Source organism: Propionimicrobium sp. BV2F7 (assembly GCF_000510445.1).
Classification (GTDB): domain Bacteria; phylum Actinomycetota; class Actinomycetes; order Propionibacteriales; family Propionibacteriaceae; genus Propionimicrobium; species Propionimicrobium lymphophilum.
Genome location: NZ_AZIS01000004.1, coordinates 344836 through 358377, shown reverse-complemented (window position 1 = coordinate 358377; position 13542 = coordinate 344836). Strand labels below are relative to the sequence as shown.

At 55.4% G+C, this 13542-nt stretch carries 8 protein-coding genes and 1 riboswitch; of the genes, 6 read left to right on the top strand and 2 right to left on the bottom strand.

What is annotated here, in order from left to right; translation table 11 throughout:
* Positions 1–239: 239 nt before the first annotated feature.
* The 5 genes from HMPREF1255_RS09430 (at position 240) to HMPREF1255_RS05945 (ending at position 8853) form a co-directional block, all read left to right on the top strand.
* A complete protein-coding gene (locus HMPREF1255_RS09430; RefSeq protein WP_197016982.1) occupies positions 240–4757 on the top strand; it encodes a Rib/alpha-like domain-containing protein in 4518 nt (1505 codons plus the stop codon).
* Between the two features lie 117 nt (positions 4758–4874).
* Positions 4875–5005: riboswitch (cobalamin riboswitch) on the top strand.
* Between the two features lie 33 nt (positions 5006–5038).
* Positions 5039–6103: an iron ABC transporter permease gene (locus tag HMPREF1255_RS05960; RefSeq protein ID WP_051394998.1), complete on the top strand. Its 1065-nt coding sequence runs from the start codon at positions 5039–5041 to the stop codon at positions 6101–6103.
* 13 nt (positions 6104–6116) lie between these two features.
* Complete coding sequence (locus HMPREF1255_RS05955) at positions 6117–7112, top strand: ABC transporter substrate-binding protein (protein WP_051395007.1); 996 nt, start codon at positions 6117–6119, stop codon at positions 7110–7112.
* Positions 7112–7870: an ABC transporter ATP-binding protein gene (locus HMPREF1255_RS05950; RefSeq protein ID WP_016455041.1), complete on the top strand. Its 759-nt coding sequence runs from the start codon at positions 7112–7114 to the stop codon at positions 7868–7870. The genes HMPREF1255_RS05955 and HMPREF1255_RS05950 overlap by 1 nt, the downstream gene beginning before the upstream one ends.
* 14 nt (positions 7871–7884) lie before the next feature.
* Positions 7885–8853: an L-lactate dehydrogenase gene (locus tag HMPREF1255_RS05945; RefSeq protein ID WP_024111167.1), complete on the top strand. Its 969-nt coding sequence runs from the start codon at positions 7885–7887 to the stop codon at positions 8851–8853.
* Between the two features lie 32 nt (positions 8854–8885).
* Here HMPREF1255_RS05945 and HMPREF1255_RS05940 read toward each other — a convergent pair whose 3' ends face one another.
* Together HMPREF1255_RS05940 and HMPREF1255_RS05935 are read right to left on the bottom strand one after the other, a co-directional pair.
* On the bottom strand, positions 8886–11276 hold the full coding sequence (locus tag HMPREF1255_RS05940; protein WP_024111109.1) for a DUF2156 domain-containing protein: 2391 nt from the start codon (positions 11274–11276) through the stop codon (positions 8886–8888).
* Between the two features lie 71 nt (positions 11277–11347).
* Positions 11348–12595 (bottom strand): alpha/beta hydrolase-fold protein, encoded by a 1248-nt coding sequence (locus tag HMPREF1255_RS05935; protein ID WP_155948498.1) that lies wholly within the window; start codon positions 12593–12595, stop codon positions 11348–11350.
* A gap of 351 nt (positions 12596–12946) precedes the next feature.
* Between HMPREF1255_RS05935 and HMPREF1255_RS05930 the strand changes: the two genes are divergently transcribed.
* The gene (locus HMPREF1255_RS05930; protein ID WP_024111165.1) at positions 12947–13435 is read left to right on the top strand and encodes a GNAT family N-acetyltransferase; all 489 of its coding nucleotides are present in this window, start codon (positions 12947–12949) and stop codon (positions 13433–13435) included.
* Positions 13436–13542 lie beyond the last annotated feature (107 nt).

The following is a 13542-nucleotide window of genomic DNA, read 5'->3' as shown; positions in this document are numbered from 1 at the left end:
TGGAGGCTTGGGGGTAATGTTTTATTCAAGCTTAGGTGTCTTTGTGCATCTAACTGAAAGAAATAGCGTCGGGGGGGGGAAGCTGTTCGGCTTGGCTATTGCGAGGCTTGATTTTCTCTCCCCGTGCTTCACCCCCCCCTACATGGAGAAGCAATGACTAAAATACCGAGCCTGCAAAGGCCGAAAAGTCGCGTAGCTTCCGGAAGAAGTTGCTGGCAGGCCTGTCTGCAGTAGCAATGGTGACGACATTCGTTCCCTCGCTAGCTGCTGGCACTGCTCACGCGGCTCCCGGAGATGCTGCTGTTGCGGCAGCGGGTAATTGCCCCACTTACATTGGCGACACTGCTATTGAGGGCAAACCAGGAGAAGCCACTGAAGGAAACAAGCCTGAGATTGCTCTCAAGGCTGACAACATTATCGAGGCTGACGCCTTCAAGTCCGGTTACATTAAGACCACGACTGACGCATCGAACGCCAAGAATACGCTGTCTGGGCGCGCATTCTTCGGCGGCGTAGGAACTCCTGCCACCACGTCTAATGGGGCTACTCCGGTACCTGATGGCACGAAGGTTTATCTGCAGTGGCGAGATACGGACGGGGCAGCATCTCCGATATATTCGACCATAGTAAAAACGTTAGATCAGTCGGATGGCAGCCAGGTTGGTCCTGGTGCATACGCATTTGATCTGCGTAAGCCTTGGGTAGATAACACCGGAAAACAGCACGTTTATAAATCTATAAGCGGTCAATACTACAGGATTTGGATTCAAGACTTCACCGATCCTGCTGGCAATGATGTGTCCATGGTTCGTCAGGCTGGCGGATTCTTCCCCGGTTCCCTCGTTAACTCCGTAACTGGCAATAATCTCGGGCAATTCCCCCTAATCGGCACAAACATGCAGCGCACAGCAGTCTTCATGTACACCATGCCGAATGATTATATGACTCGCCCTAAGGCTGAATGGATCCACGACGAGAAGGGTGCTCTGACCGCCCCGGCGACTGATCTTTCTGTAACTGATTCGGTCTCCGGCAAGGTCTGGTTTGAGTCGGCCGCTGGTGATTTAGCTAATTCGGCTACTGGTCCCAACTTTAATAACTCCGGTGATGTCGCTGTCGAAGGCTACAAGGTAGTTCTTTCCATGCTTACCGCTGAGGGGAAGGCCGCGCTTGCTCAGCTCCGCAAGGCAACACCGAACGTTAATGACAGGGAAGTTGCTGTTCGGGACATGCTTACTGATCATCCCGAATACATACAGGGCACTTATACCGCTCTCACTAACGAAAAAGGCATGTACACCATTCGGCTGCCAGAGAATGCTGGTGCTGATGTAGACCGCATGTACATGTTCGTTCTAGACAAGAACGGTAAGCCTGTTCCGAATTATTCCTCGTTCATGCGCCCGACGTTCAACATGTTCAACTCGAACGCCTCTTGGACACCGCAGCCTTCTTCGGCTGAAAATCTGATCCGCCGCAACTGGTACAACGTGAATCTGGCTCTGGTGCTTAGCGTTCAGGTAGAGCTGGACATCACTAACTTTGACGCTCAGGACAACTTTGCTCAGCCTGGCCAGACCGCTGAGTTGAAGCTGGCCGGTAAAGAGTTGTCTCCCCTTCCGAATAAGATTGTTTGGAAGGATTCCAATGGCAAGATCGTTCAGGTTACTGAAGGCTTGACGAAACTGAGCGATGCCAGCAAGGCGAACTTCCGGGTACCTGAGAACGCTAAAGACGGAGAGGTTTACACCGCTACGCTGATGGCTGCGGATAACGAACTCTCTGCTGACTCTTTCATCGTTCGTACGCTCAATGCGAAGTACGATGCAATCGAGGTTAAGAAGGGCAGCACTAAGGCAACCGAAAAGCCTTACGCAACCAGGGAAACCAAGGGTCTTAACAAGATCTCTGATGGCAAATTTGGTTTCCCCGCGGATGCAACTTTCAAGCTAGGTAAAGGCGCTAAGGACTGGGCAACTATTGGTACCGATGGTGTAGTGACTGTAAAGCCTGGTGCAGATGTTAACCCTTGTGCTTACCGCATTCCGGTTGAGGTCACTATGACCGATCCGCTAAACAATAAGCAGAAGCTCACTGTTAAGACTTGGGTTCCCGTTAAGGTTCTGCCTTCTGACGCCGACACCTACGAGCCGGCTTACGTCCAGGACTCCAAGGTTGAGGCTGGCAAGGAAATCGTCATTGCCAAGCCGACCTTCGATAACACCTCCACTCCTGATAAGGAGACGGCTGAGGCTCCTGAGGGCACCAAGTTCGAACTCGGTGGCAAAGCACCGTTCCAGACCGTAGAGGTTTGCGCCGAAGATGGTTCCATCAAGGTAGCTCCGACCGCCGAAACCAAGCCCGGTAAGTACGAGATCCCCGTAAAGATCACCTACCCCGACCGCTCTTCTGAGGTCGTTAACGTTCCGGTTGAGGTTCTCACTAACGACAACGACGGCGACAACGTCCCGAACGACAAGGACAACTGTCCTGACTTGGCTGGTCCGGCTTCCAATAAGGGTTGCCCTGCTTGGGGTGATGGTGAGGGTGAGCCTGGTTCTGATGTAGTCCTGCCTAAGGATGAGAAGAATGGTCCGCTGCCTAAGGACACCAAGTGTGAGGCTGATAATGGCGCTACTTGTGTCATTGATGAGAACGGTGATGTCAAGGTAACGCTTCCTAAGGACGCTAAGCCTGGCACCGAGGTCACCGTTACTGTTAAGGACAAGGACGGCAAGACTCTGGACACCTCTAAGGTGACTGTTACTAAGCCTGCTGATGGCGACAATGACGGTGTTCCGGATGCTGAGGATAACTGCCCGACTATTGCTGGTCCGGCCTCTAATAAGGGTTGCCCTGCTTGGGGTGATGGTGAGGGTACTCCTGGTTCTGACGTAACTCTGAACAAGGACGCTGCTAACGGCAAGCTGCCAGATACCGTCAAGTGCGAGGCAGATAACGGCGCTACCTGCACCGTTAACCAGGACGGCAACGTGACCGTTAAGGTTCCTGAAAATGCTGCTCCTGACACCATAATTAACGTCACCGTTAAGGATGGCGACAAGACTCTAGACACCTCCACCGTTACCGTTACTAAGCCTGATGCTAAAGATGACGACAACGACGGCGTCCCGAACGACAAGGATAACTGCCCGACTATTGCTGGTCCGGCCTCCAACAATGGTTGCCCGGCATGGAATGACGGCACTGGTGCTCCTGGTTCTGATGTAACTCTCGACAAGGATCCGGCTAACGGTCCTCTGCCGAAGACTGTTACTTGCGAGGCCGACAAGGGCGCTACTTGTGCCATCGATGAGAATGGCAACGTAGTTGTCAAGGTTCCTGCTAATCTGAACGACGGCGACAAGATCGTTGTTAAGGTCAAGGACGGTGACAAGGTTCTGGACACCTCCACCGTTACCGTCAAGGACGGCGACGATGACAACGACGGTGTTCCGAACTCCAAGGACAAGTGCGCTGACACCCCTGCTGGCACCAAGGTCGACAAGGACGGCTGCCCGATTGTTGCTGACTACCAGCCTGGTTACGGTGATCCCGTTGTAGTTGCTCCTGGCGAGTCCAAGACTGCCGCTCCGGTTTACGCCGGCGACAAGAAGGCTCCGGAAGGCACCAAGTACCAGATCAAGGACGGCTGGAAGGCCCCAGAAGGCTGGACTGTGACTGTCGATCCTATGACCGGTGTTGTCACCGCTAAGGCTCCTGCCAAGGCTGACCTCAAGGGCGACACCGCTGAAGAGGTTAAGGTTCCTGTTGTAGTCACCTACCCCGACGGCGCAACTGCCGACGAGGCTGAGGCTATCTTCCAGCTCGATTCCGACAACGACGGCACCCCCGACGTTAAAGATGATGACGACGACAACGACGGCGTCAAGGACGAGGATGAGAAGAAGGACGGCACCAACCCGAAGAATCCCGACACCGACAATGACGGAGTTTCTGATGGTCGTGAGAAGGACCTTGGTACCGATCCTAAGAATGACGACACTGATGGTGATGGTCTGAAGGATGGTGAAGAGGCCGGTACCGATATTGACGATAAGGGCAACCCGACCAAGAATGATGACGGTACTCCTAAGGTCAATAAGGACAACGCCACCAATACCGATCCGAAGAAGGCTGACACTGATGGTGACGGCATCTCTGACGGTCGCGAAAAGAACATCGGCACCGACCCAAACAAGGGTGACACCGATGGCGACGGTCTGAATGATGGCCAGGAGGCTGGCACCGACGTCGACGAGAACGGTAATGCCGTTAAGGACGACAAGGGTAACCCGAAGGTCAACAAGGACGGTGCTACCGGCACCGACCCGTTGAAGGCCGATACCGACAACGACGGCATCAACGATGGCGACGAGGTCAACGGCACCAAGAACCCGTTCAAGAACGACAAGTTCGACCCGAACGGCAAGCCTGGTAACACCAACCCGCTGAACCCGGACACTGACGGCGACGGCCTGACTGACGGTGACGAGGTCACTGGCGCCAAGAATGGCGGCAAGCCTACCAACCCGAACGTGGCTGACACCGATGGTGACGGAATCAACGACGGTGACGAGATTGCCAACGGCACCGACCCGCTTGACCCGAACGACCCGGGCAAGAAGGCTAAGAAGTTCAAGAAGAAGGCAAAGGCTGGTCTGCCGACCACCGGCGCCGACGCACTGCCTATCGCAGCGTTTGGTCTGATTGCCGCTGGTGCTGGCGCTTACGCGATCCGTCGTCGCAAGCACTAACAGCTGCTAGCTAAATAAAGAGGTTTGGGCCGTCCCACTTGGGGCGGCCCAAACTTCTTGTTTGGAAACAACTGGCCGTAACAAGGCGTGATTCATTGCTAAAACTGTTAAGTAGTGTAAGAATATCTATTTGTTAGGCAATCCGAACTTGCCTAATAGCCGGTACAGGGAATTTGGTGAGAACCCAAAACTGACGCGCAACGGTAAGACGTAAGTCGAGTCCGACCTCTAACCGGCAGGTATCATTAGCCGCGCGAACCGGCCCGACCGAAAGTAACCGAATGCAGGAAAGTGCTACCGCCAAGGGGAGCACAATCCTGAGGCGGAGAAAAAATAAACGCAAGCGCAATGTGCGTCTTGTAATTCTGCTGCTCTTGATGGTCCTCACCCCGCTGCTTTCCATAGTTTTCGGGTCAGCAAACGTGAGCATCCCAGACATCGTTGGTGTCACACTCGATCATCTTGGTTTCAACGTCGATAAAACCTGGACGCCAGCCATCGATGCGATCGTCTGGCAGAATCGTGTCCCAAGAATCATTGCTGGGCTGGCTGTTGGCGCGATTCTGGGCGTTGCGGGTGTCGTTCTGCAGGCGTTGGTGCGTAACCCGCTGGCGGAGCCTTACGTGCTCGGCGTTTCTAGCGGTGCATCGACTGGCGCGGCGCTTTCGATTATCGTGCTCGGCGCGTCCAACTACATGGTCACGGGCAGCATGGCTTTCGCGGGAGCACTCATAGCTACGCTGATGGTGATGGCAGTCGCCGGTCAAGGCTCGACGCCACTGCAGCTTATACTCGCAGGTCTTGCAGCTGGCTTCGGTTTTCAGGCAGTAACGAACCTGCTCATATTTTCTTCTGGCAGCCCCGAAACATCGCAGGCCGTTATGTTCTGGATGCTTGGGTCGTTGGCTCGCGCACAGTGGCCGCAACTCCCGCTGTTAGTGATCGTTGCCGTGGTTTTCACGGCTGTGATGTTCTTCTGCGGCCCGATCCTCGACGCTCTGGCGAGCGGAGACAGAACGGCCGAGTCGGTGGGAGTGAATGCATCGAGGATGCGGGTCGTCATGCTGATTATCGTTTCGGCTTCAGTGGCAATAGCAGTGGCGGCGGCAGGCGGAATTGGCTTTGTCGGGCTGATCGTGCCGCACGTCATTCGATCATTCATCGGATATTCACATCGCTTCCTAGTGCTCGGATCAGCACTCGCTTCATCGCTGTTCCTGGTTTGGATGGATGCAATCGCCCGCGTCGCATTTGCTCCTGCAGAGCTACCGATCGGGGTAATCACAGGTTTAATTGGTGCGCCTTGTTTAGTAGTCCTCATTAAGAGGCAACGGCGTGCAAGTTAAGAAAGGAAAAAGAATGAGGAAACAACTCATCGCCGGAGCGCTAGCGCTCGGTCTTGCTCTCACCGGATGTTCCAGTAACAATGCTGAAAGCGAGTCTTCAGCTCCGGCATCGTCCGCCGCGCAGGCAGGATTCCCTGCCAAGATTCAAAGCTGCAACGAGACTTTGGAATTCGAGAAGGCTCCGGAGCGCATTCTGTTGCTCTCTGAAACCGACTTCTCAATCCTCTACGACCTAGGCCTGGCCGACAAAGTAGTCGCCAAGTCCGGTAACCGCCGCATCGACGAGAGCTACCCCGAAATGAACAAGGCTCTCGACGCCATCCCGCAACTTGAGGCCGGCGACACCGGCACCGGCGGCGCAAAAGTGTCCACCGAGGCCGCGCTGTCTGTAAACCCCGACGTCGTCTTCGGTTATGACGAGGGCGCCGACCGTGAAAAGCTGAAGGCATCCGGTGTTCCGCTGTACTCGCCCGACGCGATGTGTCCGGGCTACACCACCGATCACGCGTCTTACGATCTCGTCTACAACGAGATCGACAAGATCGCCACCATGTTCGGCGTTCAGGACAAGGCCAAGGAGGTTAAGGACAAGGTTGCCAAGCGCCTCGAGGATGTCAAGAAGGCAGCTCCTTCCGGCAGCAAGGCCAATGCCGCAGCGCTGTTCGTGATGCCGGGATCCACCGAGTTCTACACCTACGGAACCAGCTCCATGGTTCAGCCGATCTTCGAAGCCAATGGCCTGAAGAACGTCTACGACGACTCCAAGGAGCGCGTATTCGACGCATCCATGGAATCCCTTCTCGAAAAGGACCCCGAGTGGATCGTGCTGATGGCCGACTCCTCCACGCCGGAGGAAGCCAAGGCGATCCTCAAGGGTTACGCCGGTGCTGACGGCCTGCAGGCTGTGAAGAATGACAAGATCGTCTACCTGCCGTTCGTCCTCACCGACCCGCCGACAACCCTGTCTGTTGACGGCGCCGTCAAGCTCGGAGAGCTGCTGAAGAAGTAATGATTACTGTCAACCGCCTCTCCGTCAGCCGTGGAAAACGTCGGATTATCTCCGACGTTAGCTTTAGCGTGTCTGACGGCGAGGTGGTTGGCGTAGTCGGCGTCAACGGGTGCGGAAAATCTACCCTTCTGATGGCGCTACACAATGCTCTGAAGCCAGACACTGGTGAAGTGCTGGTGGACGGCAAAAACATTGCCGAGCTGAGTAGGCGAGAAATCGCCAAACAAATAGCCGTGGTGGCTCAGGAACGCGATGCGGTTTTGCCGCTGACCGTTCGTGATGCCGTCGGCCTCGGCAGGCTGGCTAGCCGGCATCTGATTGGATACGGCGACGACGCCGACCAGAGCCTCGTCGACGAAGCGATGGCTCGTGTCGAACTTACAGACCTAGCCGATCGGCTAGTCACAAATCTTTCCGGCGGTGAGCGTCAGCGCGTGATGATCGCCCGCGCGATCGCCCAGCAGTCCTCGCACCTGCTGATGGACGAACCGACCAACCACCTAGATCTGCGGCATCAATTCGCGCTTCTAGACCTGATCTCGGAGCTCGGGCGGACTACGGTAATTGTGCTTCACGATCTAAACCTGGCGGCTCGGTGCTGCGGCCAGATAATCCTCCTCGATGGCGGTAAGGTTGCTGCCAGAGGAACTCCCACTCAAGTTTTCACCCCCCAAATTTTGGAGCCTATTTATGGGCTCAAGGTTCGCACGGTTGAATCCGGCGGCCGTGTGAACCTGCTATTTGATAACCGCCCATAAGAGTGAGGAAAACGATGATTTCAAACATTGACAGCCGTCGAGAAGGTTCAAAACTCTCTATTGTCGGTGCCGGTGCGGTCGGTTCGTCGCTGGCATACGCGGCGATGATCGAAGGCGTCGCCAGGCACATCGTTCTCGAGGACATCAACGGGCCTAAGGTCCGCGCAGAAGCCCTCGACCTTATCCACGGTGGCCAGTTCGTGCCCGAGGCGCTCATCGAAGGCTCCGATGACGTCGATTCAACCGCAGATTCGGACGTCGTTGTAATCACCGCTGGCGCCAAACAGCAGCCTGGCCAGTCACGCCTAGACCTGGCGGGTTCGACGGTCAAGCTGATGCAGAACATTCTTCCCCCGCTGGTCGAGCGCTCCCCAGACGCCATCTTTCTGATGGTGACCAACCCCGTGGACGTCACCACCCAGGCCGCTTTGAAGATCTCTGGGCTGCCACCGTCGAGGTTGTTCGGTTCAGGCACAGTGTTGGACTCTTCCAGGCTTCGTCAGCTGATCGCCGAGACTTGTGCTGTCGCCACCGGCAACGTGCACGCATACATGTGTGGCGAGCACGGCGACTCCGAGACCCCGATGTGGAGCACCGCTAGTATCGGCGGCGTGCCCATCCTCGACTGGAAATTTGGCAACGGAAAGTGCTTCACCGGGGAGAAGCTCGACGAGATGTCGCAGCGCGTCGTGAACGCCGCCTACGAGGTCATCGAGGGCAAGGGCGCGACGAATTTCGCGATTGGTGTCAGCGCCTGCCGCATCATTAAGGCGATCCTGCGCGACGAGCGAGCGGTGCTACCGGTTTCGAGGATGTTGACCAATTGGCACGGCATCGGCGGCGTCTGCATGTCGGTGCCGACGATCGTTGGCGCTCGTGGCGCGGTCCGTCAACTGGAGCTTGAGGTCAGTGAATCCGAGCTTTCGCAGCTGAGGGCAAGTGCGGATCAGATCCGCGAGGCCGCCACCAGCCTGGGCTACTAGCCACATGGGTCCTGGCGTAAAATTTGATCCGACTACGGATTATTTTTTACGCCAGGAGCAGCCTTCTTGTTGCCGTGGATTAGCTCGCCGCTCAGCCGCATACTCTCGCGCAGTTTGACGCTAGGAAGGTAGGCGTGGCCGATAGCCAGTCCAACCGCAGGCAAATTTGAGAGTGCCGGAATCGTCAAGAAAATCTGTTCATAGCGAGGCTGGAATTTCGACTTGAAAGCCAGTAGCGAACGGAACCCGTAAACCGGCTCCAAAATTTTACCCAGCCACTCGAGCCAGCCATCGGTCTGCGACTCGATATTAGCCAGCGGCGCCCCCGAAAGGCTGATGAAACTCAACCCCTCAGCTTTTGCGTCCAATGCTGCTTGGGCAATCAAAAGCTCCATTACCTGAGAAAAACCGTGTGAGCGTCGACGCATAAAATCTAGGGTTAAGCCAACTAGCTGACCTTGCCTATAGACCGGTAGCCAGCTAGTGATGCCATGAACAGTATGTTCCTCATCAAGCGCAATTAGTAGCCGTACATTAGGGTCTTTCAGCTCGTCAATAGAGCCAAGGGTGTAGCCCATCTCAGGCAGCTTCTTAGCCTTCATCCACTCCTCAGAGATCGTCAAAATCTGTGCGACGACGGCTGGGCTAGCATCCCCAAAAGTTGTCCAAAGTGTTGAAATATTCTGTTTTTTCGCTTTGTTGATGGCAGTGCGGACGTCCTGGATTTTTTTACCCTTAAACTCCAGGTCTGGCAGGTCTAAAATGGTTTCTTCCGCAACCTGCAGACGGGACCAGCCCAGCCGACTGGTCGCGGCCTGGCAGGGGGCATGAACCGAATAAAACGCCGGGATCAGTCCAGCATCGGTAGCAAAAGCGGAAAATTCGGCAACTACCTTGTCGAGGTCTTGCGGTGCACACACCGGATCGGCGGTTACCAAAGCCACCCCACCCCAGGGACGATAGGCCAAACCAGCAGCCGAATCCTTACTGAACCAGTACGAATTACCTTGCCAGGTGGCCCACCAGCCAAAAGACGAACCACCATTTTTCACCAGCAAATCGCGCAGCCGATCACGCTCAGCTACAGTTTCTACCGCTCCGGTGTACAAAAAGATTCGCAGCAAACCAATCAGCAGCGTCAACCAAGGCAGCATCGGAACCCAAGTCAACACCAACTGGGTGAAGAAAGTCATTGGAACTATCGGCGCAACCAGCAGCCCCATTGACCACATCGGTGCCGAATGAACAAAAAATTGGCCAATCAATGCCCAGACAGTGGCCTGCGGATAGAACTCGTCGGCTGAAGCCGCGCCAACGAAAACACAGACCAGCAAAGAAACGACGAAAACAGCCGCAACCGTCAATAACAGCCGCCGCATGGGTGCCTTCGGGGTGACGACCTTAAACCACCTGCGGGTTGCCACCAGCAAAACCAGAATCGCCAATGGCAAAGCAACCGGAATAATTAGCCGGACAACATTGACCGCCTCAAACAGCGCCAGCTGACCCAACATGTTCAGGGTCGCGATCGCCGCGATGAGCAGGTTCACGACACACGCTAACGCCCAAGCCAGCCTTCGTCCCCGACGCAGCCCTTCGGCCAGAACCAAACAGGTGAATTGGGGCAGCAGCATAGTTAGCGCTGCACCCAGAGAATAATTGGCCGCTCGCGAAAGCGTGTAACGACACAGCCGGTCTTGGGTAGGGTCGTCACAGATATGAGCCAGCGCATCTGCGTCAAAATCAGGGCCGTGGATCATTGCGCTGATCTGAGCTAGCGGACCAATAGCATGCGGGGCAAAAACAGTCAGAATAGTCGCTGTGCTAACTGAAGCCAGCACTAACGAAACCAGCACCCGGCCTTCGTGAGTCGTGCCGATCAGCGAGCGGCTAGGAGAATTTTTCTGCCAGGCCAACCTGCCAACCGCCAGGCCAAAAAGTGCGGCGAATAGCCGCTCGAAATCCTGCAAATGACCAGAAAAGGCAAGCAAGGTGAAAAGCACGACGAAAGAGCTCGTGCGCACGCGCCGTCGCCAAAGGGTGTCAAGCTTTCCGGTGGCGGCCAGTAAAACAGCCATCAACCAGGGAGTGCAGCCGACGTCCAACGCGTTATACAGGCTGCGTTCAGTGGCGCTGAATAGACCCAAAAATTTGACGCTTACCGCCGTGGCTAAAGCACCGATAGCCTGCCCAGCAATTCCGATGACGAAAAAACGAATACTGCCTAGCTTGGCTTCGACGCGGGCCGAGATGGCAACTAGCAGAATCGTGCAGCCAACCGCCGCACCGACGTGGCTGGCGAAGAAAGCCGAAGTCAGTGCCGGCCACCATTTACCGTCAAATAGTCCAGCCGGGCCAACCCCGAAGTGGTTCAGCAGCCGGCTAGGGATTCGTACCCCAGTGGTCACCAGCACGGCCCACATAAAAATCAATAGGGTAAGCGTTACGGGCGCCTTTGTTACGCCATATTTTGCTAGCCGCCCCACGCGGGCGATTAAGTGTTTAAACGGTCGCATAGCCAATCAATCTGGTCGCTTAAAGCATGATTCCAAAGTGCCCAGGAATGTCCGCCGGGATAGTTACGCAATTCAACATTCATCCCCGCATTCCGGGCGGCCTGAGCCAACTGGGTGGTCGGCGGGCCGTATTTTTCGTCGTCGTCGCCGGCGGTAAAAATTCCGGCAATCTGTGGATAGCTATTTTTCGCCATCAAATCTTTTGGATTGTTTTGCTGAAAATTAGCCAGATCGCCGAAACCTTCATTTAGGGTGCGGTTGCGATCGCCTAGGCTTGGTTCCGGCTCGCCCGAAAAACTCAAGAAAGTGTGGAACAAGTCAGGTCTGCGGGTGACGACCTGTAGTGCACAAGTTGCCCCATTGGACACGCCCCCGATAGCCCAACGCGCCGGGTCATCAGAGACATTCAAATTAGCCTTTGCCCACTCCACCACGTCTTGTTGCAGATAGGTTGCCGCATTGCCCAGCAGCGCATCCGAGCAAAGCGGGTTAGCTACGGGGCTGCCCAATTGATCGGCCACCACTACGACGGGCATCTTGCCCCGGTGCTTGGCTGCGTAGCCATCCATAGTTTCAACCAAGCCACCACCGGAAACCCAATCTTGTGGGTTGCCTGGTTGGCCTGCCAGCAACACCAGCAGTGGGGCCGGTGAATCGTCATCGGAATAGCCGGGTGGCAGATAGACCAGCGCGTTGCGGGCCTTAAACCCCGATTTAGTTCCCGGAATTTGTGTCTCGGCCAGGGCGCCTTTCGAAGCATCCACTTGTGCTTTAGCTTGAGCTAGCGGTTGAGCTTTGGCATCTAAACTGAACAGCCGATTCAAGTTTTGGTAGGCCCCGAATTTAGCGTTGACTGCAACTAACGCTCCGGTCATAACCAGTAACAGCGCGATCAGGTCGCGAAGCATTTTGGCCGCCCTAGAAAACAGGGTTCCTTGCCGGGCACCTTTTGGCCGGGCGAGCGTCAGCGTCGCAGCGAATACCACGCAAGATGCCATCACCCAGACAAAACGGCCAACTGGGTCGGCGAATGGACGCCAGGTTTGGTCTATGAGTATCCAACCGGATAAACCGACTAGTGCTGCTGGCAAAAACGTCAGCAGGCGCCCTTTCGTAGACAACGGACGCCAACGACACCAGACAAGCAGCAACAACGCAAGCCCGCCGAGAACGCCAAATGCCGCGATGGTGACTTTGTTTAGCAATGGAAAAGTGAGAATTCCCACGCTTAGCGGCTTTCTATCGAACACGTGGTAGTTAACAAGAACATGCTTCTTTCAAGACACCCAGCCAAGGCCAGGACAGCGGCTTCGTCATGCCCGGACAGGACAAAATGCTTTGGTCAAGATTCGGGCAAGAGCTAATTTAGCCGCACTAAGCCCGCTTGCTGCATGTTACCTGGCAGATCCTTAAGAACCTCACAGTTCACTAATAGGTGGACGTGCGTCCGCCAATAAAATGTCGGGTGCATGAAACTGAGCAGACGCCAGATTTATGCACCCGATGTTTATAACGGTTATGTGCGACGACTAGGGCTTGCGCTGCCCTAGCTGGGGAACCTAGTTTTACAATGAGGTATGCGAATCAGGCAGACCGCCATGGATGACTTCGACGCGATCGTCGCGATCTATGATCAAGCGCGCGCCTACATGGCCGACGAAGGCAACTACACCCAGTGGGGGTTTGGGTATCCTGACAGCGACATCGTGCGAAGCGACGTTGAAAGTTCGAACAGCTACGTGATCGTCGCGGACGACGAAATCGTTGGCACCTTCTACTTCTCGGTCGAGGACGACCCAACCTATCGCGTAATCGAGGGCGGCGTCTGGGGTGGCGATTCGCCCTACGGAGTAATTCACCGGCTGGCATCCAGCGGCAAAGCCCGAGGCGTCGGCCGCGCCTGCTTCGAGTTCTGTGCCGAAAAGATCGGCTACCTGCGCATCGACACCCACCGCAACAACCAAAGCATGCGCAAGGCGCTCACTGAATTCGGGTTCGTCGAGCGCGGAATCATCTACACCCACGACGGAACCCCGCGTCTGGCCTTCGATTACTCGGCCAAGTGACTCCAACCACTAAACGATGCCGGCTATTCCGACAAAAACACCCCAAATGTCAAAAAATTGTTAGATTAGCTCCCCTCTAATCTGTCATTAAATTGATATTTGGACGA